The sequence below is a fragment of the Chitinophaga sp. YR573 genome, from assembly GCF_900110995.1.
Lineage (GTDB): Bacteria > Bacteroidota > Bacteroidia > Chitinophagales > Chitinophagaceae > Chitinophaga.
The window spans coordinates 1,605,813-1,629,617 of record NZ_FOJF01000001.1 but is presented as its reverse complement, the minus strand read 5'-3'; the positions used below and the strand labels follow the sequence as shown (position 1 = coordinate 1,629,617).

The following is a 23,805-nucleotide window of genomic DNA, read 5'->3' as shown; positions in this document are numbered from 1 at the left end:
TCTGAGAGGGATACCTGTAATTTCAACGTTTTGCCGGCAAATCCTGATAATGCCTGCAATAAAACCAACCACCTGAGTATCGCTATTACACCAAGCGTACTTACTCTATTATGATCGGATTACTAGAAAATACGAATTACCTTGCCATTCTTTTTATCGGCCTTATAGTAGGATATTTATCCGGACTTCTGGGGAAAGGTGGAAGCGCCGTAAGTACGCCAGCCTTGCAGATATTTGCCGGAGTAAATCCATTCTTTGCACTGGCATCTCCACTGCCGGCAGCCATCACCAGTACTATTTCTGCAACAACCGTATACAGCAAAGAAAAGTTATTCAACAAGCGCGTTATTATTATGGGCGCATTGTTTGGCATACCCGCCACTGTGGCCGGGGCTTATTTCAGTAAATACCTGCCGGGGAAGACATTAATGATCCTCACCGCAGTATTCATTGTTTCTATTGGAGGAACATTGCTGATATCCTTCCTTAAAAAAGACCACAAGGAAAATGAAGTTGTTTGTAAAACAGAATTTAACAACGGCTTACTGATAGGTGCTGCATTAGGTATCGGCTTATTATCCGGGTTGTTAGCAAACGCAGGGGGCGTATTATTCAGCTCTTTCTTCATTAAGAGGCTCGGTATGCCAATCAAACAGGCGCTGGCCTGTTCTATCGTATTATCTGCCTTATTATCGGTACCAGGCGCGCTCACACACTGGTATCTGGGCCATATAGACTGGAATATAGCATTACTGCTATCGCTTACAGCTATCCCATCTTCTTACCTGGGAGCTAAGACAGCCATCAAAATGAAATCACCTTTATTGGAGAAGATTTTTGCCTGTACGTTGGTAGTGTTTGGGATCTATGATATTATCTACACAATCTGGGGGTAATCAATAGGATGCCTAACGCTGCCAGGCGTTCTGAGTTACAGTTTTACAATTAACAGGAGATGTGTGGTCACACCCGTTCTTTTAAGATCTGTGCCTGTTCTTCCGGAGGCAGTGTACTTACTACCAGGTCGTAGGCATGCTGTAATAATGACTGCAATTCAATCACTGGTAATGTTTCCAGTTGTTTTATCTGGATCCAGTGATAACGTGCAAGATAAGGTGCCGGAACAATCCCTGGCTGTGAAATAAGACGGTGGAAATCTTCCAGACGGCATTTGATAGACACCTGGTGTGGAGGTGTTTTAGACACCATGCAGAATAATTTTTCTCCTACAAAGAAGCGGAGATCATCATCCCACTTTTCCTGCATTGAAACAGCAGGAAATGCAAGGCAGTAATTAAGGGTCATGTCAAACATAATACTGGCAGCTTTTGATGTTAAAAAATTACGTGCATAGTGGAATGTATAAAAGCATCGTTATATGGCTAAGATTTTTGATATGGCGACTTAACCCTAGAGTTCCCTGAAATATTTAGTTCCACTATAAATTTAAGTATCTTTTATCAAAAAGCATGCGTATTTAATTGTTAAATACCGTTAATAGTAGAGGCCAGTGGAAGAGCTGACAAAAGTCACTTTTCCACTGGCCTCCTAAATCGGTTTATCATTTAAATCTCCTCGCCATTTTCTCTTCTAGTACACTTAATGGCACACATCCGTCACTCAGTAACTCATCATGGAAATCTTTGATGTTGAATTTACTCCCCAGTTGTTGAGCGTATTTATTCCGCAATTCGCGGATTTTCATTTCCCCTATTTTATAGGAAAGCGCCTGTGCGGGTATTGCCATATAACGCTCGATCTCAGCGGTAGCTTCCTGCTCGCTTGTCGGCTCATTATCCAGCATGTATTTAATAGCCTGTTCACGGGTCCATCCTTTGCTGTGCAGACCAACATCCACTACCAGGCGGATCGCCCTGTGAATTTCATCGCCCAGGCGACCAACGTACATGTAAGGATTGGTGTATAAGCCCAGTTCCTTGCCTAGGCTCTCACAGTACAACGCATACCCTTCACCATAGGCGCCTATCCAGTTAAACCGGCGGAATTTAGGCAGGGAATCGTTTTCCTGTTGTATAGAGATCTGGAAGTGATGACCGGGAATGGCCTCGTGTAAGAATAAACACTCCATACCGGTATAACCAAACTCTTTTGGGTTGAGGATGGGTACATAGAAAACACCCGGACGGGTGCCGTCTGCACTACCCTGCATATATTCAGCGCTGGCTGAAGCAGCGCGGAAGGCTTCTGTTTGTCTTACCTCAAAGCCTGTCTTGGGCAGATGCCCATACATCTGCTCTACCTTAGGCATTATCTTGTCCTTTATAGCCCTGAAGGAGTCCAGGACCTGACCAGGTGTGCTAAAGATCTTGAACTGTTTATCGGTACGCAGGAAGTTGAAGAAAGCGGGCAGGTCGCCTTTAAAACCGGTACTGGTTTTCACGGTTTCCATTTCTCCCCTGATACGGGCTACTTCTTTTTCGCCAATAGCAAAGATTTCATCCGGGGTAAGAGAGGTGGTTGTCCAGGATCTGATCAGGTAAGCATACCATTCCTTACCGTTAGGCAGGCTATCAAGTCCGCTACTGGTACGTGCTTTGGCAAGGTATTCAGTTTGCAGGAACTGTTTCAGTTTAGCGTAAGAAGGCAATACGTATTGCTCTATGGTCGCTGTGTATTCGTCCTTCAGTTGCACACGGGCATTGCTGTCCAGGTCAGTTGGTAATGTTTTCAGCGGTGAGTAGAACACATTGCCGGTATCTTTTTTAGACAAGTCCGCCATTTGCGGGATCATCTTTACCACCAGTGTCTTTGGCAATACATAACCTGTAGCCATGCCTTTGCGCATATTTACGATGGCGGTGTCTGTCCATTCGGCGAAGGTTTTCATACGATGTATGAACTTTTCATAATCATCTTTGTTCTTAAACGGCTGTGCACCTGTACCAGACCCCAGCTGAGGCAAAGTGAGCGTCATACCCCAGAACTGCTGAAAGGGCATCAGGTTATCCGGAAAGCGGAGGCCTTCTTTACCAACAGACACTTCCCGCAACAGCATCAGGTAGCTGATAAGGTCGTTCGGCGCTAAGGATGCGGTATCAATCCCTTGTAAAGATTGCTGGTAGCGGGTATAGAAACTATCCAGCCGCTGCCGGAAATGTTCACTGATGTCGATCTGCATAAGGCCATCGTATTGATGTTCCCCGTTCACTGTGGCATCCAGCGGAAACAGGAGCATCTTTTCATCATAGTAATGCTGAACGATGTGATGCAGTGAATCTGTACCATTCCCGCTTTGTTTGGCCATGTTGGTACAGGCAGCAAACGAAAGGGTAAACGCCAGTAAGAGAAGGCGGTTTTTAGTTACACTCATGATAATGGATTGATAAATTAAGGTCGTATTAACAGAACTACGACTTGCTAAAAATAAAAAAACACTCCGAAGAATCGGAATGTTTTATATAGAACAGTGAACAATGAAAACTCTTTAGGGGGGCAATAGCCCGGTGATGCTGTAAAAGGCCCGATTCTCACATAAACGTTGACACTCACCCTGTTTTGTCAGGGGGACTCCCTTTACCGGCTCTAAGTTAATTTATTATATAAAGTTAAATTGTTAACCTATCTTAAATTTTTGATCTTAATGCTACGGAATGATACAGTATTACCATGGTCTTGCAGTAAAATGTGTCCTTCTGGCCAAAGCCCGAAGTTATTCCAATTTTTGTATTTACTGATCTCTACCAGATCTTTAAATTCTTTTGAGCCTCTTTCGTACTCTACCATTTTGAATCCATTGAGCCAATGTTCCACATGATTATTAGGATATACAACAATCCGGCCCTTATTCCATTCTCCTATCTTCTTGATAGCCACCTTGTTATCTTTTCTGGCTATCAGGTCATACAAAGATGACAGGGTCCTGTCCCCATCTCTGCCCAGCTTGGCATCCGGATGACGTTCATCGTCCAGTACCTGGTATTCCAGTCCTATTGCAGACTTCCCTTTCGTATCATAATCCTCTTTTACAATATACTTCACCCCGCTGTTAGCGCCTTCTGTGAGTTTAAAGTCGAACTCCAGTTCAAAGGCACCATACTGTTTATCAGTAACGATATCGCCGCCGGAACCTTCCTCATTGCCATCAGACTGGTGGATAGTGAGTTCTCCGTTTTCGATAGCCCAGCCTTTGTTCGGGAACTTATCGGAGTTTACGCGTCTCCATCCGGTGGTCGTTTTACCGTCCCATAACAGCTGGAAGCCGTTCTTGCTTTCCTGGGGAGATACATTATTCGGAATATCGTTCACCACATAGATTTTATCATATGGAGAATATTGACTGGCAGATGGATTTTCTATGATCCTGATATTACGCCAGTGAATAGACTTCCCTTTATCTTCCGGTTTGTAGATCTGATGCACCTGCAGGGCGATAAAACCTTTCGGGGTCATATCATCTATCAGATGGGCACAGGCTACGCCATTTACCCAGGTACGGATTTCAGAGCCTCTGCACTCGATCCGGTACTTGTTCCAGTCTGCTTTTTTGAAAGCAGTCTTAGCCGCAGGGTTCAGTTCCAGCGGATACAACCAGCCACGGCGGGCCTCGTCATATACACCTCCACTCCAGGCACGGTCGCTGGGATCTACTTCCATCTGGTACCCGTGTACCCGGCCATTATTATAATCCGGTGTGCTTTCACTGCGGAACTGTATGCCATAGTTCATTTCAGCATCCAGTTTCAGCTCCAGTTCCAGGATAAAATCTCCATAATCCTTTGTTGTAGCGAGGAAAGAGTTAGGACTTTCAGGTACGGAGGTTCCTACTATTTCATTGTTCTTCGCTTCATAGAGGGCTTTTCCGTTTACTTCCTTCCAGCCATCTAAGTTTTTTCCATTAAAAAGGGGTTGCCATTTCTGTGCCATTGTAAGGCTGCAAATGAGCATGGACCCGCATGCTAATAACGTGTTTTTCATAACAATAGAACTAAGTTACTTTCTAAAAATAAAAAATGGTATCAATTTATTCAAACGATTGCATATATATATGATGAACGGTATTATTTCTTTTTTCTAATTTATGCAATCGTTTGCAATTTATGACGAATCTACTTAACTTGTATCGTTTCCTACCCTGAATATTGTGATAAAACCTTGGGATGTAGCTTTAAAATCAAAGGGGTAGGAGTATTTCCGTTACGAAAAAAAATTTCACGAATGAAAAACACGTTATTAAGGGCGGGTGCCATGCTTCTATGCCTGCTTGTGTCCGGTACACTCATCCGGGCTCAATCATCAATGACAATTAAGGGGAAAGTCACAGCTACTGATGGTACACCGGTTATCGGAGCCAGTATTGCGGTAAAAGGACAAAAAACAGGGACTGCCTCGGATACCTGGGGTAATTACAAACTGGACGCGGACCGTAACAGCGTACTGATTGTTTCTTTTATTGGTTTTCTATCACAGGAAGTGCCTGTCAATGGCCGGGGTGAAATCAATATTCAACTATCCGCAGACCAGAAAAAACTGGATGAAGTAGTGGTAGTCGGATATGGACAACAAAAGAAAAAGGATGTCACCGGCGCCATTTCCTCTATCAGCAGCAAATCCATTATGGAAGTGCCTGTTACCAATGCACAACAGGCCCTGCAGGGAAGAACTCCCGGTATAGAGGTCATCAACAACAGTAACAAACCTGGTGATGAGCCCCGGGTGAGAGTAAGGGGTACACGTTCCTTATCTGCGGGTAATGATCCGCTGTATGTAGTGGACGGGATACCTTTTGCCGGTAACCTCAATGATATTAATCCTCAGGATATTGCTTCCATGGATATCCTTAAAGATGCGTCGGCTACCGCTATCTATGGTTCCCGTGGTGCAAATGGTGTGGTGCTGGTTTCTACCCGTAAAGGTAAAAACGGCAAACCTGTAGTTACCTACAATGGTGTCTATGGTTCTGTACATAACCTGGGCCGTACCGATATGATGGACAGTCAGCAGTACATCGGAATGAAACGCGAAGCTTATCGCACCTCCGGTATATATGACGACAGCAACCCAACTGCTTCCGATGCCAAGATCTTCAACACTACAGAACTGGCGAATATCAAAAAAGGAGTGAACACCGACTGGCAGAGTTTATTGATCAGTCCGGGCTGGCAAACCCGCCATTCACTGGGCGTAAGCGGTGGTACTGAAAAAACAAAGTATGCCATCAGTGGTGGTTATTTTAAAGACCAGGGTGTTTTAAAATTACAGAGCTATGAAAGATATAACCTGCATGTAGCTGTAGACCAGCAGATAGGCAGCCGCATTCATGTAGGTGCTTCTACACTTGCTACCTACAGCATGCGGAAAGGAGCTACCTACAACGGGATGGATGCTGGTTTGAAGATGTTGCCTATCGGCACACCTTACGACTCTACAGGTAAACTGATCACCTATCCTACCGGCGATAATCAGCAGCCAAACCCATTGCTGGATTATGTTCCCGGTAATCGTGTGGAAAATCTCAGTCACCTGAGATTGTTTAATAGTCTGTATGGTGAAGTGACCATCGCTGAAGGTTTGAAATACCGTTTAAACCTTGGTGGAGATATCATGACCAACAACAACGGGCTTTTCCAGGGTAAGAATAATACGAACTTACTGATAGGTGGTGGTGATGCTACCGCCCAGAAATCTAACCAGTTCATATGGGCTTATACGGTAGAGAATGTAGCGACTTACAGCAAAGTATTCAATAAAAAACATTCCCTCAATATAACCGGGTTGTACAGCGTACAACGCCAGCGTGAAGATACCTCCAGCGCTTCTGTAAGAGGTATTCCTGTAGAGTGGCAGCAGTATTATAACCTGGGCCAGGCGGCAAATGTGACTGCCATCGGCAGCCAGTTAGGTACCTGGACCATCCTCTCTTACATGGGGCGTCTGAACTATGGATATGACGATCGTTATCTCATCACTTTAACATTAAGGTCGGATGGTTCTTCCCGTTTTGCACCGGGACATAAATGGGGGTATTTCCCTTCTGTAGCGTTGGGCTGGAACATCACCAACGAACAGTTTATGAAGAACGTGAAATTTGTAGATAACCTGAAGCTGCGTGGTAGTTATGGCAGAATCGGTAACACCGGTATCCCTCCATATGCTACACAGGGATTGCTGGGCCGTGCGCCTTATTCCTTTGGCAATAAAGGTTCTATGGGCTTCAATCCTATCTTGATACGTAACCCTAATCTCACCTGGGAAACAACTGCCTCTACCAATATCGGGATAGATTTCAGTGTGTTGAAAGGAAGACTTACAGGTACTGTAGATGTTTATAAACAAAAGACAACGGACCTGCTGTTACAACGCTTCCTGCCGTACAGTAACGGGTTCGACTATGTACTGGAAAACACCGGTGTTACACAGAATAAAGGTATTGAGATTGGCCTCTCCGCTGTGATCGTTGAAGCGAAAGACTTTAGCTGGACGATGGATGTGAACGCGTTTAAGAATAGTGAAAAGATCCTGGCGTTGGGTGAAGGAAAAAAACAAGATGTGGGTAATGGCTGGTTTGTTGGTTCGCCTACTTATGTATACTATGATTACAAAAAGGTAGGTATCTGGCAAACAGAAGCCGAAGCACAGGTATATAAACAACATATGGGAGAGATCAGGCTGGCAGATTTAAACAACGATAAAAAGCTCGATGATAAAGACAGAAGTATCCTGGGTACTCCTCAACCCAATTGGTCTGGTGGTATGACACAGCGTTTTACTTATAAAAATATTGATCTGTCTGTAGTAGCATTTGCGCGTTTCGGAGGTATGATCAAGAGTGATTTCTATTCTACTTTTAATACGCTGCAGGGACGTTATAATAATCTGGACATACATTACTTTACGCCTTCGAATCCAACCAACGATTTCCCTCGTCCTAATTCTAACCAGGAACGCCCTAACAACTATAATACGTTGAGTTATTTTGATGGTTCTTATTTCAAGATCCGCAATATTACTTTAGGCTATTCAATGCCTAAGCGTATCATGGACCGCTGGAAGATGGATGCATTGCGTTTTTCTGTAGATGTAAAGCAACCGCTGATACTGGCACCTTATCGCCAGAAATATAAAGGTATTGATCCGGAAGATGTGAATACGATAGCGGTGGATGCTCCTGCTACATGGATGCTGCAGTTTGGTATCAATGCTACTTTTTAACCATTAAAAAAAAGACGATGAAAAATATATTTTGGAGCCTGCTATTTTGCTTATGTGTGGGTAGCGGTTGTAATAAAATGCTGGACGAAAAGGTGGTATCTTCTGTAACAGATGATTTCTATAATACGCCTGCTGGTTTCCAGAGCGCTGTGACTGGCGGTTATGCTGGTCTGCGTAGTTTTTACAGTACAGAGCGTGGTATGACGGTATCTGTATTTGGTACGGATACTTATACGAATGGTTCTGATGGTGATTTCAAATTCGCGAACCAGTATACGTCACAGTTAGATGCGCGTTATATACATCTCAGAGATATCTGGAATAATTTTTATCAGTCGATCAATACCTGCAATGCAGTGTCTGACAGGGCTGATCTTGTTCCTGGTTTAGATAGTACCGTGAAACATATTGGTATTGCACAGGCTCGTTTTTGCCGTGCGAATTATTACTTCCTGTTAGTACAGATGTTTGGTAAAGTACCATTGCAGCTGAAGGAAAACAAACAGATCGTTACAGAGTCTCATCGTGATCCTGTGGATGCTGTTTATAATGCGGTGATTGCAGACCTTCGTTATGCTGCGCAGAACTTACCGGTTACACAGTCTGACTGGGGGCGTGCTACTAAACCTGCAGCAGAGCATTTGCTGGCCCGTGTATTCCTTACCAGGGCTTCTTCTGAAGTAGCGGTTACCGGGGATTATGATAGTGCGGCTGTTTATTCTACGCGTGTTATTTCTCAGTATGGTTTTCAGTTATTGCCTGATGTTGGGCAGGTGTGGGCACAGGGAAAAGAGAATAACTTTGAAACGATATGGGCGGTGCAATATACTACTGATGCGCTGTACAACTCCGGTGATAATAATGCCTGCCGGTTTTTCCTGATGCAGTATGATGTGTTGGCGGGTATGAAGCGTGACCTGGCTAATGGTACGCCCTGGAAGCGTTTCCGTCCTACTAAATTTCTGCTGGATACGCTTTATAGTGACAGGGTGAATGATGTGCGTTATGAGAAGTTCTTTACTTCTGTATGGTATGCGAATAATCCTACTGCTAATCTGAAAACAGGAGATACTTCTGTATATATGCCTGGTTACGATGTGCCGGATGCGCTTATCGCCAGTAAGAAGTATATGCTGGTGCCTCCGCGTAATTACACAGAGAAACTCTATCCTTCTTTAAACAAGTTCGCAGATGCGCTGCGTCCGGATAACCAGGCTTCGGGTGTAAGACCTTTTATTGCTTACCGTCTTGCAGAAGACTATCTGATAGCAGCAGAGGCTTACCTGATGACCAACGACAAGACTACTGCTATTGGTTACATGAATACCTTACGTATGCGTGCAGCAAGAACCGGTTCTACAGCTTCAGAAACGACTTCTTACCGCGATGCGATGAAGATTTCCGAAGCCCAGCTCAATATCGACTTTATCCTCGACGAGCGTGGACGTGAACTGGTTGGCGAACAACAGCAATGGTTCGACCTGGTACGTACTCACAAGCTCCTGGAGCGTGTGCGCTTACATAATCCACAGGGTGGTCCCAACATAGAGGCTAAGCATGTATTACGCCCTATTCCACAAGATCAGATCGACAGAACAAGTAACGAGTTCTTACAGAACGACGGTTATTAATTAATAGATTATCCTTATCCCTCATTTACTCCATCAGAAAATCAAATAAAAGAGCCTGTATCCCCGGATACAGGCTCTTTTATTTACAAACCCACTCCTAAAATCTGTAACTTTAATACTCACTCCAAAAACATATTACCCCATGGCACAGAAGAAAATTCTCTTTCTCACAGGCGATTACGCGGAAGATTATGAAACAATGGTCCCATTTCAGATGCTGCAGATGGTAGGACATGTTGTACATGCTGTTTGTCCGGAAAAAGTAGCAGGTGATAAAATAATCACGGCCATTCACGATTTTGAAGGCGATCAGACATATAGCGAAAAGCGGGGGCATTATTTTGTTTTAAATGCCTCTTTTGCGGATGTACATGCAACTTCTTATGATGCACTGATGATTGCAGGAGGGAGAGCCCCGGAGTACCTGCGTTTAAATGCAAAGGTGATTGAGATTGTGAAGCACTTTGCAACTGCCAATAAACCAATTGCAGCTGTTTGTCATGGTATACAGATCCTGACCGCCGCAGACGTAGTAAGAGGGAAAAAACTGACAGCTTATCCTGCTGTAGGACCGGAAGTAACCATTGCCGGAGGGCATTTTGAAGCAGTGAATGTGTATGAAGCAGTTACAGATGGTAACCTGGTAACAGCACCCGCCTGGCCAGCCCATCCTCAATGGATAGCTGCTTTCCTGAAAGTACTGGGAACAAAGATCGAACTATAGCGCTTTTTTGCTATTTTTGGTATAATAATCAGCTTCCTATGAAAAAGACTTATTTATTATCCATCTGCCTGCTTTTTGTGGTGACTGTTACCAATGCTCAGTTGGTAAAAGTTGAAAAGGACGGGAAATTCGGCTTTAGTAATGCTGCGGGGAAGGTGGTAATTCCTGCTAAGTATGACTCTGTGGGTAGTTTCCAGAACGGATATGCGGTGGTACGGCTGAAGCATAAGTTTGGGTATGCTTTTGAGAATGGGCATGTGTCTGCTGTGAAATATGATACTGTATGGGTTAAAGACCCGTTGTATCCCGGAATAGGGCTGAAAGGGAAGAAAGGAGCGATGGATACCAGTGGAAGAGAGTTTGTTCCCCCTCTATATGATGAAGTGGTAAGGGTCAAAGAAGGGTTTGCCACTGTGCAGCTTAATGATAAATATGGAGTAGTTAACCAGAAAGGGAAGGCTGTACTGAAGCCGATTTATGATGTGGTAGGGATTGTGTCTAACGGAAGTACCATTGTATATATGGATGGCAAATGTGGCCGGGCAGATTTGAATAAGGGGACTGTAGTGATGACGGTTTATGAGAAAATAGGGGTCTTTAAGGATGGCTTGGCCTGGGTTCGTCTCAATAAGAAATTTGGTTATATTAATACAAAAGGAGACCTGGTAATACCTGTTACTTATGATAATGCCCGCGACTTTAACGACGGGCTGGCCCCTGTAAGTACAGGGAAAAAATATGGGTTCATTGATAAAATGAACCATTTAGTCATTCCCCTGAAGTACGATAATGCCTTTATCTTCTCAGAAGGCCGTGCCCTGATACAGCTCAATAGCAGAGTAGGTTATGTAGATAAAGAGGGTAATGAATCCTGGACGGAATCTGTTCCGGGAACAATACAGACACTCCGGACTGAAGAGAATAAGTGAGTATTGGTTCTTACTTAAAAAGAAATTCTTTACCTTTGCAGCCAAATTCAAAAGGCCCTGGTGGCTTTATTGTCGTATAAAATAAAGTAATACATAAAACATTATGTCCGGTCAGCTTAAAGAAGTTCGCAACCGTATAAAGTCTACTCAGTCCAATCTGCAGATCACTAAAGCTATGAAAATGGTAAGTGCTGCAAAGCTGCGTCGTGCCCAGGATGCTATCCAGCTCATGCGTCCTTACGCCGTGAAACTGCAGGAAATGTTACAGAATATCGTTTCTAACAGCGAAGGTAGTATTGAACTTGCACTGGCTGCCCAACGCCCGGTAGAGAAGGTACTGATCATCGCGATCACTTCCGACAGGGGATTATGCGGTGCTTACAATTCCAATGTAATTAAGCTGGCAAAACAGGTGATCCGCGAGAAATACGCAGAACAGTTTGCTAAAGGACAGGTAGAGATACTGCCTATCGGTAAAAAAGGCTGGGAACATTTTAGCAAGAGCGGTTACAAACAAAACGAAGCTTACTGGAATCTGTTCAGTCGCCTTGATTTTGAAAATGTTAAGGAAGCTGCAGCAGTAGCCATGGAAGGTTTCACCAAAGGTGACTACGATGCAGTTGAAATCATATACAGCGAGTTCAAAAATGCTGCTACCCAGCGTTTTGTATCTGAACAGTTCCTTCCTATCGCCAAAGTGGAAACACCGGCAGGACAGAAAGAAACCCGTGCAGATTTCATCTTTGAACCTGAGAAGCAAACACTCATCGCTGAATTAATGCCAAAGATCCTGAACACTCAGTTATATAAGGCGATGCTGGATGCAAGTGCTTCCGAACATGGTGCGCGTATGACTGCAATGGATAAGGCAACTGAGAATGCGAACGAATTGTTACGCAATTACAAGATCAGTTACAACCGTGCACGTCAGGCAGCAATTACTACAGAACTCACTGAGATTGTGAGTGGTGCAGCTGCTTTGAATGGTTGATCCAAGTAAGTTATACACATCAAATTAACATCAAAATATTTTGATTTCTTTCTAAGAGTCAAAGGCTGTATTTTCGGCCTTTGACTTTTTTCTTTAAAGGATGCAGGCCGGATATTTCCTGCAAATTGAAAACCGGACAATGGAGATCTCACAGATAATACCGCATGTTGAATCGTTGATATTTGCAGCAGACAGACCACTGCCTACGCTGGAAATTACTGACTTACTAAATAATGCAATGGCCTTCCTGGAAGACAGGGCTACTTTAGACCAGGTGGAAACTGCACTGGAAGCTGTAAGGGAGAAATATTCTTCTGAGTTTTACGCTTTTGAAGTAAGAGAGAGTGGGGGGGGATATCAGTTCCTGACCAAAAAGGATTATTACCAGACAGTGGCTCAGCTGAACGGAGAGAAGTTCCTGAAACGTCTTTCTACTGCTGCGCTGGAAACCCTGGCGATTATTGCTTATAAACAACCTATCTCCAAAGGGGAAATAGAACATATCCGTGGTGTGGCTACTGATTATTCTATCCAGAAGTTGCTGGAGAAGGAGTTGATCGTTATTACCGGTCGTAGCGAACAGTTACCCGGGAAACCTTTGATATATGGTACTTCCAAAGCGTTTATGGATTACTTTGGATTGAATTCTCCTAAGGACCTTCCTAAGCTGAAAGAAGTGTTTGAAGAGGATGTGGCTCCTACATTGATGCTTGATCTTGATGCGAATGGTAATACCATTGATGAACCGTTGAATATGATTGTTTCTGAGACGGGAGAATTGGTAGAACAGATAGAGTTACCGGATGGAGAACAGTTATCTGCTGTGATAGCTGGTGTTGTAAGTGATGAGACTTTGGAGAGACTGGATATTGATGTACCCGGGGGGATTGAACATGTAAGTGTTGAGGATGAAGATGTTGATGATGAACCTGTTGCGGAGGAAGATGCTATTTCTGACGATGTTATAGAAGCTCCTGAAGCGATTGTTGATATTGAGGAAGAGCTAGTTGAAGAGGATATAGTTGAGGAGGAGATAGTTGCTGAAGAAATACCAGAAGTTGTTGTTGCAAGTGTTGATGCTGAAGATGAGGAAAGCGACGAAGAGGAAGAAGATGATGAAGAAAGTGATGATGAGGACGAGGACGAAGAAGACGACGACAGTGAAGAAGAGGATGATAGTGATGAAGAAGATGACGATGAAGAAGAAGGAGATGAGGATGATGAGGACAGTGATGAAGATGATACAGAGGACGATGATAGTGAAGAGGACGAAGAGGACGACGAAAAAGAAAAATAACTTAAAACTCCTGACGATTAACCGTCAGGAGTTTTTTTATGACTATAAGTTTTTAATCACTGAAACAAACAGCTCACTCAGTTTTTTATCAGCAGTACCTGCTACTGCAATGATCTCTTCCAAAGAGACAGCTTTCAGGTTATCAGGATCACATTCATCAGTAATCACTGATATAGCCGCACAGGGCAACTGTAACTGATTCGCTACTATCACTTCAGGTACAGTACTCATCCCCACCATATCAGCCCCGATAAGCCTTAAGAAGCGATATTCAGCTCTTGTCTCCAGATTAGGTCCCATTACAGATACGTATACACCTGTGTGTAAGGTTAAGCCTTTCTCTGCAGCTGAAGTTTGTAACAGGTTGCCAAGGTGCTTATCATAAGGCTGGCTCATATCCGGGAAACGGGTGCCAAAAAAAGATGAATTAAGCCCGCGCAGCGGGTTCTCCGGCTGCAGGTTGATATGATCATCCAGCAATACCATATCGCCTTTTTTAAAGGCCGGATTCATACCTCCGGCAGCATTGCTTAACAACAGTTGCTGAATACCTAATGCTTTCATTACACGTACCGGGAAAGTGATCTCCTGCATGGTATAGCCTTCATAATAATGAAACCTACCCTGCATAGCAATAACTGGCGTATCTCCAATTTTGCCATAGATCAGCTGGCCTTTATGAGATTCCACAGTACTCAGCGGAAAATGAGGGATCTCATTATAAGGAATACTCTTTTCTATTTGTATGTGATGGGTCAGCTGACCTAAACCTGTTCCCAGTACAATACCCACCCTGGCCTGATGGTAGTTGAATCCCCGTAAGTAATTGACAGCAGTGTTAATCTGTGCTTCCAGTTTATGCATCTTTATTTAAGTTGTATAATGTTTATCTCTGATCATTGAAACTACTTATATAGACATTTGAGATTTTTAGGTAGTGACTAAGTTTGATTACATAATCTTCGCGCAGATGTTATTGCTTATAAATACACCTTATCTGACGTGAATATTAGGTGAAGTTAAATTGAAAAACAAATCCTGCACCCATATTCCAAAGCTAAATCAGAGAACTAAACAGTCAGATGCAGTGTATTTATAAGCAATAACATCTGGGAATCACATTCAAACTGAGTCACTATTGATCTTTATTTAACCAAAGCTAAATCAGAGAACTAAACAGTCAGATGCAGTGTATTTATAAGCAATAACATCTGGGAATCACATTCAAACTAAGTCACTATTTAAGTTGTTTAATCTTAATATTTCTCCAGCGTACTTTAATGCCTCCACCAGCATGGATCTGCAAAGCGATCTGTCCTGTTTTCTCTCCAATCTTCGCATCTTTCAGTGTAATCATTTCATGACCATTCAGCCAGGTGGTTACATCATCTCCCTCTACTCTCACTTTCATCGTATTCCATTCTCCCATTTTCAAATACTGTTCTTTCTCTGCCGCAGGCTGGATCAGCCATCCACGTCCGTAAGATTCATAGATACCACCGGTATGTTGTCCGGGAGGAGCTACTTCCGCCTGCCATCCGGCAATTTTAGTACCTTCTATGGAAGAGTGGAAGAATACACCGCTGTTACCATTGGCTTCCTGTTTGAATTCTACGGTAAGCTCGAAGTTCTTGTATTCTTTGTCGGTACCAAGGTATCCGTATTCTTTATCAGGACCGCTTTCACATACGAGTGTACCATTCTCAGCATACCATTTCTCGGTACCATAAATTTTCCATCCGGCCAGGTCTTTACCATTAAATAAAGACTGGGCAAAGGTAGTAGAAGCAAACAGGGCTATAAATGAAATTAAAATGAGTTTCTTCATAATCTGGAGTTTTTTAGACTCAAAAAGTATAAAAAAAAGGCGTCCTATTCAAATAAGACGCCTTTTTAACTATCATGATGCTTTTACCTTGCCACGTTCACCGCACGTTTTTCACGTATAACGGTTACTTTAATCTGACCAGGGTATTGCATTTCTGTCTGAATTTTAGTGGCAATCTCGAAAGAGAGGCGATCTGCATCAGCATCGGTCACCTTATCACTTTCTACGATCACACGCAGCTCACGACCCGCCTGGATAGCATATGCTTTCTCCACACCATCATGTGCAAGTGCCAGGTTTTCAAGGTCTTTGATACGCTGTAAGTAGCTCTGCATGATTTCACGACGGGCACCGGGACGCGCACCACTGATGGCATCACAGGCTTGTATAATCGGAGAGATCACATATTGCATTTCCATTTCATCGTGGTGAGCACCGATGGCATTTACCACCGCAGCATGTTCACCATATTTCTCAGCCAGTTTGGCACCTAACAGTGCATGGCTCAGTTCTGTTTCTTCGTCCGGTACTTTACCGATGTCATGCAGCAGACCTGCACGTTTTGCTAATTTAGGGTTGAGGCCCAGTTCAGCAGCCATCACACCGCAAAGGTTCGCAGTTTCTTTAGAGTGCATTAAGAGGTTCTGACCATAAGAAGAGCGGAAACGCATCTTACCTACCAGGCGAACCAGTTCTTTATGAAGGCCATGGATACCCAGTTCAATCACAGTACGCTCACCGATGTCCATTACCTGTTCTTCCAGTTGCTTCTTCGTTTTTTCTACAACTTCTTCGATACGTGCAGGGTGGATACGGCCATCCTGTACCAGACGCTGCAGGGATAAACGTGCAATTTCACGACGTAATGGATCGAAAGAGGAGAGTACAATTGCTTCAGGGGTATCGTCAACAATCAGGTCAACACCGGTAGCCGCTTCAATAGCGCGGATGTTACGACCTTCACGACCAATGATCTGGCCTTTGATTTCATCGCTTTCCAGGTTAAATACAGTGATGGCATTTTCGATGGTATGTTCTGCCGCTGTACGCTGGATAGACTGTATAATGATCTTTTTGGCTTCTTTGTTTGCTTTCAGCTTCGCATCTTCGATAATCTCCTGGATATGAGACATTGCCTGGTTACGGGCTTCATCTTTCAGGCTTTCAATTAACTGGTTACGAGCTTCGTCTGCAGTGAGGGCCGCTACTTTTTCAAGGCGGCGGATATGTTCTTCCTGGTGTTTTTCCAGTTCTGTACGCTTCACAGCTACTAATTCCATCTGGCGGGTCAGATTCTCCTTAATCGCCTCATTCTCCTGCATTTGTTTCTGCAGGCTCTCTGTCTTCAGTGTTACGCCCTGCTCTTTCTGTTTGATCCTGTTTTCTGCATCGGCCAGCTTCTGGTTGCGCTGCATGGTCTCTTTCTCGTGTTCACTCTTCAGATGAAGAAATTTCTCTTTTGCTTCGAGTAACCTGTCTTTCTTCAGGTTTTCGGCGGTCATCTGTCCTTCTGCTATTATTTTCTGGGCTTGTAATTCTGCATCCGTTATCTTTTGCTGTGTGCTTTTGGCAAAAATCACCTTACCTAACAAAATGCCTATGATCAAAGCCGCCACTGCGGCTATTGTCGTTATTAAAGTAGAATCCATACAAAAAATTTAAACTTGATTTATGTTGCATTCCTGGCCACATTCCCGTTCCGTGGAAAAGGTAGAGGGTTAGAACTTGATTCGCGAAAATACAAAAAGATGTGCGAAATGATGAGATAATGCGCTGAGAAGCAGATTATTTCAGGTGTTCGTCCAGCAATGTTTCCAGGTGTTGTAATTTTTCCTGAAGGAAGGGCGCCATTCCGGCCTGCTCCTTTCCTCCGCTGGTAACAGGATGAGTGGCGTACATAATGAGGGCCATCGCGATATAATCCTGGAGGTCTTTACCCGCATAAGCGGTTTTGAACTCCACGATCTTCTCGTTGACTTCCTTCATGGTGCGACGCACCGCTTCCTCTTCCTCCGGTTTAATCTTAATACGGTAGGACCGGTCGGCCACTATAATATTAATAGGGATGAGATTTTCCATCATGTTGTTCTTGGTTGTAGGCGGCTTTACTAGCTGTTCAGTAAGGCGATGCAGCGGTCAATTTCCCGGATATAGTCATTGATCCTTGTCCGCATCTCCTTCTTAAACTCATCATCATCTTCTTTATTTGATGGAGCCCCCTGTGTATTCCCTGCAATCTTGGTCATTTGCAGTTTATTAGACAGGTGGGCAATGGCATCGTTCTGCGCACTCAGTTCTTCTTCATTTAATCGGATCTGCTCTCTCAGCAATACATTTTCTCCCTGCACCTGTTGTAATTTCCTTACCAGCAATTGCAGTTTATCCTCAATGCGTTGTATGTATTGCTCTAAAGCCATAATAATTATTTCCTTATTTCAGCATTTAGCTGTCCTTCAAATGCTTTTACCAGCTTTTCCATCACGCTATCGATCTCCTTATCCGTAAGGGTCTTTTGTGCGTCCTGGAATGTAAAGCTCACTGCATATGATTTTTTATCTGCGCCAAGCTTCTCACTTTCAAAAACATCAAACAGGTTCAGTTGTTGCAAAAGTGGCGATTTTACCGTTTTAGCGGCAGCCTCTACTGCTACGAACTGTATTTTCCTGTCGAGAATCAGTGCCAGGTCGCGACGTACGGCCGGGAACTTTGGTATTTCTTTGTAGAAGTTATTGCTTTTTTGCAGCAATCCCAACACATTCGTCCAGTTGAAGTCAGCAAACCACACTGGTTGTTTGATATCGAACTGTTTAAGTTTACCGGAAGAGATGGAACCAAGGGTCACAACTGTCTTATTACGGACGGTTATCTGCCACAGGCCATTAGTTTCAGGTTCTTTCCATTGCAGGCCGGTGATACCGAGCAACTGCAACAGGTTCTGTACATATCCTTTCAGGAAGTAGAAGTCGACCGGTTGTGCTTTATGCAGCCAGCTTTCCACAGTTTTCTGTCCGGTTAAATACAGGCATAAGTGAGGCGTTTCCTCATACACGTTCTTCTCGTAAGAAGCATATGTATTGCCGAATTCGAAGAATAACAGGTTGTCGTTCCGCCTGTTAAGGTTATGGGCCACGCTTTCCAGGCCGGTTTCCAGCATGGAAGGGCGCATGACGTCCAGGTCGGCACTGAGGCTGTTAATCATTTTCACCGTATTGGCCAGTACTTCAGGGGAGAAGTACTTACTGTTGGTGATAGAGTTGGTGAATATTTCGTTGAAACCGTTAGCAGCAAGATAGTTAGCTGCTTTTTCACGGACTTTCTCTTTGTCTGGTCTTGCGGCGGCAGCTGGTGTGATCGTTACCTGTGAAGGGATTTCAATATTATCCAGGCCGTCTATACGCATGATTTCTTCCACGATATCAGGAGCTATACTGATATCCGGTTTGCTGTAAGGCACTGCTACTCTGAACTTTTCAGGTGTTTTGAGCAGGAAGGTGAAGCCCAGGCTGGTTAAGATACGTTCTACCTTATCCGCAGGATAGTATTTACCACTCAGCTTTTTGATGTAAGCCCAGGTGGTTTCTACTTCTGCCTGTGCCTTTGGATGAGGATATACGTCTGTGATAGCAGAAGCAGCCTCACCGCCTGCCAGTTCGCAGATCAGTGCCGCTGCACGTTCCAGTACGTATACAGTACCGGACACGTCCACACCTTTTTCGAAGCGGGCAGCTGCGTCGGTACGCAGGCCATGCCTGAAAGAGGTAGGGCGGATACTGGCCGGACTGAAACAGGCGCTTTCCAGGAAGATGTTCTTAGTAGTATCGGTTACGCCGGAGTGAAGGCCACCGAATACACCTGCAAGGGCCATTGGTTCTCCATCGCCGTTACAGATAACAAGATCTGCTGCATCCAGTTTCCTTTCCTTTTCATCCAGTGTTACAAAAGGAGTGTTCTGCGGAAGGTTCTTTACAATGATCTTCCTGCCTTTGATAGCATTGGCATCAAAAGCATGCAGGGGCTGCCCTGTTTCATGCAGGATGAAATTGGTAATGTCTACTATATTGTTGATAGGTCTTACACCTATAGCTAACAGTTTGTTTTTCAGCCAGTCGGGAGAAGGTTTGATCGTTACCCCTGAAATGGTAATACCTGCATAACGAACACAGGCATCTGTATTTTCTATGGTCACGGTGATCGGGAAGGCTTCTTTTGCCTGGGGCAAAGGAGTGATAGCTGGTACTAAAGCCTTGTATTGCAGTGTGTTATCTGCGTTATTCAGGTAAGCACATACGTCTTTCACCACACCGAGGTGGCTCATGGCATCCATGCGGTTAGGCGTTAAGCCTATTTCGAAGATCCAGTCCTGAACAGGGTGAAAGATTTCCCTGGCGGGTGTACCTGGTATTAAAGAAGGATCCAATACTAATATGCCGGCATGACTTCCGCCCAAACCGATCTCATCTTCGGCGCAAATCATACCATGGCTCTCTTCGCCACGGATTTTGGCCTTTTTCATGGTGAGGGGTTCACCGCTGGCGGGGTAGATAGTGACGCCGATAGGGGCAACTACTACTTTCTGTCCTACGGCTACATTGGGGGCTCCACACACGATATTGAGGGGCTCTCCGTTGCCGGTATTGACCGTTGTCAGCTTCAGTTTGTCTGCATTGGGATGTTGTGCGGTGGTCAGCACTTCCCCTATGATAAGCCCTTCCAGGCTACCTTTAACGGATTCAAATTGTTCCAGGCTTTCCACTTCCAGACCTATACGCGTCAGGATAACAGATAGTTCCTCCGGTGATGGTTTTACCGGCAAATAGTCACACAGCCAATTGTACGAAATAGTCATTTGTAAGTTTATAAGTGGCGTAAAGTTAATAAATAAGGACAAAGGGTAAAAAGGAGATTGCATAATGCACAAAAAGAGCACATCCGTCTTCGCCAAATGTTATGTGGAAAATCTTTTTACACAAAGTTTGTGAATATGCTGACCTTTGTCTGGGGATTGGAAATCGATTTAGTGAATAAGTATCCTCCAGTCAGTGGATAACTGACATTTTGCGGGTGGATAACATGTGAAAGTGGTCTTATAAACTATATCAGGAATCAATCTTTAATAAGTGGGAAATTGCGGTTACCTTAGTTTTTCGGCCCTAAAAAGTTTACAATTTGGCAAGGACATCACAATGAAACTGGTACAATAAAATTGTAGAAACTAAGGAATAGCCCATATTATTTCACAACTTTTTTAATAGGCATTAATTATATAAATGGATCTGAATCTAAAGAAAGACCGCAATGTGCGCCGCAAGCCGTCCGTTGACATTTCATCTATGATGTACGGCAAGATACCGCCGCAGGCTAAAGAAATGGAAGAAGCGGTACTGGGTGCAATCATGCTTGAGAAAGGCGCATTCGATTCTGTTATTGAAATATTGAAAGGGGAGTGCTTTTACGTAGAGGCACACCAGAAGATTTATTCGGCAATGACCAAGCTGGCCGGTAAATCTATGCCTATAGATATTCTTACTGTAGTAGAGGAACTCAAATCACTGGGTGAACTTGAAATGGTGGGAGGACCTTATTATATAACGAGACTCACCAATATGGTGGTGTCTTCTGCCAATATCGCGGCACATGCCCGTATTATCCTTCAGAAATTCATCCAGCGTGAGCTGATCCGTATCTCCGGCGAAATCCTCAGTGAATCTTATGAGGATACTGCGGATGTATTCGACCTGCTGGATTCCGCAGAAAGCAAACTTTTTGAAGTAACCAATAATCACCTTCGTAAGAACTACGATAGTATCGATAAGATCCTGGTAAATACCATGAAGAGGATCGAGGACCTTCGTAACAGGGGAGATGATATTACCGGGGTCCCTTCCGGTTTCCCTTCACTGGACAAGGTAACTTATGGCTGGCAATCAACGGATTTGATCATCCTGGCTGCACGTCCTGCGGTGGGTAAGACGGCGTTCGCGCTGAACCTCGCCAGGAATGCTGCTTTGCATCCCCGTTTCCCTAAAGGTGCTGCATTGTTCTCCTTAGAAATGTCATCCGGACAGATCGTTCAACGTATCCTGTCCGCGGAATCTGAGATAAAGCTGGAAAAGATATCCCGTGGTAAGCTGGAAGAGTATGAGATGAAGAAGCTGATGACCCATGGTATCGAACGTCTGGCAAAGGCGCCTATCTTTATAGATGATACACCGGCACTGAATATCTTTGAGTTACGTGCAAAGGCAAGAAGGCTGGTACATAATCATGGTGTAGGGTTGATCATCATCGATTACCTGCAGCTGATGAGTGGTTCTTCTGATGGTAAGGGTAGTAACCGTGAGCAGGAAATCAGTAAGATCTCCAGGGATCTGAAAGGGATGGCGAAGGAATTGGGAGTACCCATTATCGCGCTGTCTCAGTTGAGTCGTGACGTGGAAAAACGTAAAGACGGTAACAAGATGCCACAGTTGAGTGACCTTCGTGAATCCGGTGCTATTGAGCAGGATGCGGACATGGTATTGTTCCTGTACCGTCCTGAGTATTATGAGATCAATACAAATGAGATGGGAGAATCCAATAAAGGTGAGACCCACGTGCGTATAGCGAAACACCGTAATGGTCAGCTGGATACTATCAAGCTACGTGCGGTACTGGAGTTCCAGCGTTTTGAAGACGATGGTAGCCTGGAGAACCCGGCCAGCACCAGCGGTAACTCTTATGCAGGATTCCCAAGTCCTGGTGATGGAGGTAATAATGAAGCTAAGTTCTTTATCCAGAAAGGTTCCAAGATGAACGATATGGAGTTTGAAGAAGACGCTCCTTTTTAAATAATATTTTTAAAAGGTAACAGGGTGTCTCGCTTATAACGGGACACCCTTTATATTTTATGTGGAAGAAGTATCAACAGTTTTACAGAGATAATTTCCGTTTAGCTTATCCCGTAGTGATATCCCAGCTGGGACATACGATGGTTGCCCTCTCAGATACCATTATCATTGGCCATACCGGCGGCGTTCCGCTGGCTGCTGTAGCATTGGGCAGTAGCTTGTTTTCTGTATTTATGGTAATGGGGATTGGTATGTCTTACGGACTTACACCGCTGATTGCACAGGAACATGGACGTGGTAATATTGAAGCCTGCGGCTCTCTGCTGCGGCATAGTCTGTTTATCAATTTAATTTTAGGACTGATATTATCTACTGTTATTATTATCGGTAGTAATTATCTGCACTTACTACATCAGGAACCGGATGTACAGGAACAGGCGCGTCCTTTCCTGCAATTCCTGGGGGCTTCGTTTTTTCCGTTGATGGTGTTCCTTAGCTTTAAGCAGTTTGCTGAAGGGCTGGGATTTACACGTCAGGCAATGAATATCAGTATTATAGGCAATGTGATCAATATCGTGATAGGGATTACGCTGGTATATGGATTTCATTTAGGTGTCGTTGGGGTAGGGATCGCAACGTTTGCCGACAGGCTTTTGATGGGAGTAGCCATGGCCTGGTATGTATTAAAGGGCAACCGTTTTAAAAAGTATATTCATCAGTTTGGACATTGGCATTTATCTGGTGCCGCTATTAAGAAGATCTTAGGGATTGGTGCGCCGGTGGCCTTGCAATATATTTTTGAGATCAGTGCTTTTAGTGGTGCTATTGTTATGGCAGGATGGATAGGGGCGAGAGAACAGGCTGCACACCAGATAGCTATCAACCTGGCTTCCATTACATATATGATGGCCAGTGGGATTTCTGCGGCTGCTGGTATTAAGAGCGGGAACTATTTCGGGGCCAGGCAGTTCAGGGAGCTGCGTATGTCTGCCATTGCCAGTTATCATATGGTATTGATCATGATGAGTACCACTGCGCTGATATTTATGGTATTCTGCCGGCTGCTGCCTTTGATCTATATCAGCGATGTGGCTGTAGTGGAACTGGCGGCGCACCTGATTATCATTGCTGCATTCTTCCAGTTATTTGATGGTACACAGGTATTGGGGCTGGGGATTCTTCGTGGTTTGGGTGATGTGAAGATGCCTACTATTATTACTTTCCTGGCTTACTGGGTACTTGGGTTGCCTGTCGGGTATTTCCTGGGCATCTATTTAAACTTTGGTGTACAGGGGATCTGGTGGGGATTGTTATTAGGGTTGTTGACTGCTTCTATCCTGTTGTTTTTCAGATTCCAGCATAAGACCAGGAAGGCTATTCTTGAAAATGATAATTTTGCAGCAATTTAA

The 23,805-nt window shown here is 44.2% G+C and carries 18 protein-coding genes; 9 read left to right on the top strand and 9 right to left on the bottom strand.

Features of this window, described 5'->3' with window-relative positions:
- The first annotated feature begins 110 nt into the window (after positions 1 to 110).
- A complete protein-coding gene (locus tag BMW86_RS06890) occupies positions 111 to 896 on the top strand; it encodes a sulfite exporter TauE/SafE family protein (RefSeq protein WP_089780240.1) in 786 nt (261 codons plus the stop codon).
- A gap of 67 nt (positions 897 to 963) precedes the next feature.
- On the opposite strand, the gene BMW86_RS06885 is transcribed toward BMW86_RS06890, so the two are convergent.
- From BMW86_RS06885 to BMW86_RS06875, 3 genes are all read right to left on the bottom strand, one after another.
- Positions 964 to 1,305: an MmcQ/YjbR family DNA-binding protein gene (locus BMW86_RS06885; RefSeq protein ID WP_177189177.1), complete on the bottom strand. Its 342-nt coding sequence runs from the start codon at positions 1,303 to 1,305 to the stop codon at positions 964 to 966.
- Between the two features lie 256 nt (positions 1,306 to 1,561).
- Positions 1,562 to 3,331 carry a DUF885 domain-containing protein gene (locus BMW86_RS06880; protein WP_089780235.1) on the bottom strand — a complete coding sequence of 590 codons (1,770 nt, stop codon included), beginning with the start codon at positions 3,329 to 3,331 and terminating at the stop codon, positions 1,562 to 1,564.
- A 248-nt stretch (positions 3,332 to 3,579) separates the two neighbouring features.
- Positions 3,580 to 4,935, bottom strand: a complete 1,356-nt coding sequence (locus BMW86_RS06875) for a 3-keto-disaccharide hydrolase (protein ID WP_177189176.1) — start codon at positions 4,933 to 4,935, stop codon at positions 3,580 to 3,582.
- 240 nt (positions 4,936 to 5,175) lie between these two features.
- On the opposite strand from BMW86_RS06875, the gene BMW86_RS06870 reads away from it, so the two are divergent.
- The 6 genes from BMW86_RS06870 (at position 5,176) to scpB (ending at position 13,741) form a co-directional block, all read left to right on the top strand.
- Positions 5,176 to 8,169, top strand: coding sequence for a SusC/RagA family TonB-linked outer membrane protein (locus BMW86_RS06870; protein WP_089780231.1), 2,994 nt, complete (start codon positions 5,176 to 5,178; stop codon positions 8,167 to 8,169).
- Positions 8,170 to 8,186: 17 nt separating this feature from the next.
- Positions 8,187 to 9,800: a RagB/SusD family nutrient uptake outer membrane protein gene (locus BMW86_RS06865; protein ID WP_089780229.1), complete on the top strand. Its 1,614-nt coding sequence runs from the start codon at positions 8,187 to 8,189 to the stop codon at positions 9,798 to 9,800.
- Positions 9,801 to 9,942: 142 nt separating this feature from the next.
- A complete protein-coding gene (locus tag BMW86_RS06860) occupies positions 9,943 to 10,524 on the top strand; it encodes a DJ-1/PfpI family protein (RefSeq protein ID WP_089780227.1) in 582 nt (193 codons plus the stop codon).
- A gap of 38 nt (positions 10,525 to 10,562) precedes the next feature.
- On the top strand, positions 10,563 to 11,453 hold the full coding sequence (locus tag BMW86_RS06855; RefSeq protein ID WP_177189175.1) for a WG repeat-containing protein: 891 nt from the start codon (positions 10,563 to 10,565) through the stop codon (positions 11,451 to 11,453).
- A gap of 103 nt (positions 11,454 to 11,556) precedes the next feature.
- Positions 11,557 to 12,444: an ATP synthase F1 subunit gamma gene (gene atpG / locus BMW86_RS06850; protein WP_089780223.1), complete on the top strand. Its 888-nt coding sequence runs from the start codon at positions 11,557 to 11,559 to the stop codon at positions 12,442 to 12,444.
- Between the two features lie 139 nt (positions 12,445 to 12,583).
- Positions 12,584 to 13,741, top strand: a complete 1,158-nt coding sequence (gene scpB / locus BMW86_RS06845; protein ID WP_089783587.1) for an SMC-Scp complex subunit ScpB — start codon at positions 12,584 to 12,586, stop codon at positions 13,739 to 13,741.
- A gap of 42 nt (positions 13,742 to 13,783) precedes the next feature.
- Here scpB and BMW86_RS06840 read toward each other — a convergent pair whose 3' ends face one another.
- The 6 genes from BMW86_RS06840 to pheT all read right to left on the bottom strand — a co-directional run bounded on the left by BMW86_RS06840 (position 13,784) and on the right by pheT (position 20,415).
- Entirely contained in the window at positions 13,784 to 14,605 is an 822-nt protein-coding gene (locus BMW86_RS06840; RefSeq protein WP_089780221.1) for a purine-nucleoside phosphorylase, read from the bottom strand.
- 373 nt (positions 14,606 to 14,978) lie between these two features.
- A complete protein-coding gene (locus tag BMW86_RS06835) occupies positions 14,979 to 15,569 on the bottom strand; it encodes a 3-keto-disaccharide hydrolase (protein ID WP_089780218.1) in 591 nt (196 codons plus the stop codon).
- A gap of 83 nt (positions 15,570 to 15,652) precedes the next feature.
- Positions 15,653 to 17,218, bottom strand: coding sequence for a ribonuclease Y (gene rny, locus BMW86_RS06830; protein ID WP_089780216.1), 1,566 nt, complete (start codon positions 17,216 to 17,218; stop codon positions 15,653 to 15,655).
- Positions 17,219 to 17,354: 136 nt separating this feature from the next.
- A complete protein-coding gene (locus BMW86_RS06825; RefSeq protein ID WP_255372862.1) occupies positions 17,355 to 17,651 on the bottom strand; it encodes a cell division protein ZapA in 297 nt (98 codons plus the stop codon).
- A 26-nt stretch (positions 17,652 to 17,677) separates the two neighbouring features.
- The gene (locus BMW86_RS06820; protein ID WP_089780214.1) at positions 17,678 to 17,986 is read right to left on the bottom strand and encodes a hypothetical protein; all 309 of its coding nucleotides are present in this window, start codon (positions 17,984 to 17,986) and stop codon (positions 17,678 to 17,680) included.
- Positions 17,987 to 17,991: 5 nt separating this feature from the next.
- A complete protein-coding gene (gene pheT, locus BMW86_RS06815) occupies positions 17,992 to 20,415 on the bottom strand; it encodes a phenylalanine--tRNA ligase subunit beta (RefSeq protein WP_089780212.1) in 2,424 nt (807 codons plus the stop codon).
- 421 nt (positions 20,416 to 20,836) lie between these two features.
- On the opposite strand from pheT, the gene dnaB reads away from it, so the two are divergent.
- Both dnaB and BMW86_RS06805 read left to right on the top strand, forming a co-directional pair.
- The gene (dnaB, locus tag BMW86_RS06810) at positions 20,837 to 22,396 is read left to right on the top strand and encodes a replicative DNA helicase (protein ID WP_089780210.1); all 1,560 of its coding nucleotides are present in this window, start codon (positions 20,837 to 20,839) and stop codon (positions 22,394 to 22,396) included.
- 59 nt (positions 22,397 to 22,455) lie between these two features.
- Complete coding sequence (locus tag BMW86_RS06805) at positions 22,456 to 23,805, top strand: MATE family efflux transporter (protein WP_089780208.1); 1,350 nt, start codon at positions 22,456 to 22,458, stop codon at positions 23,803 to 23,805.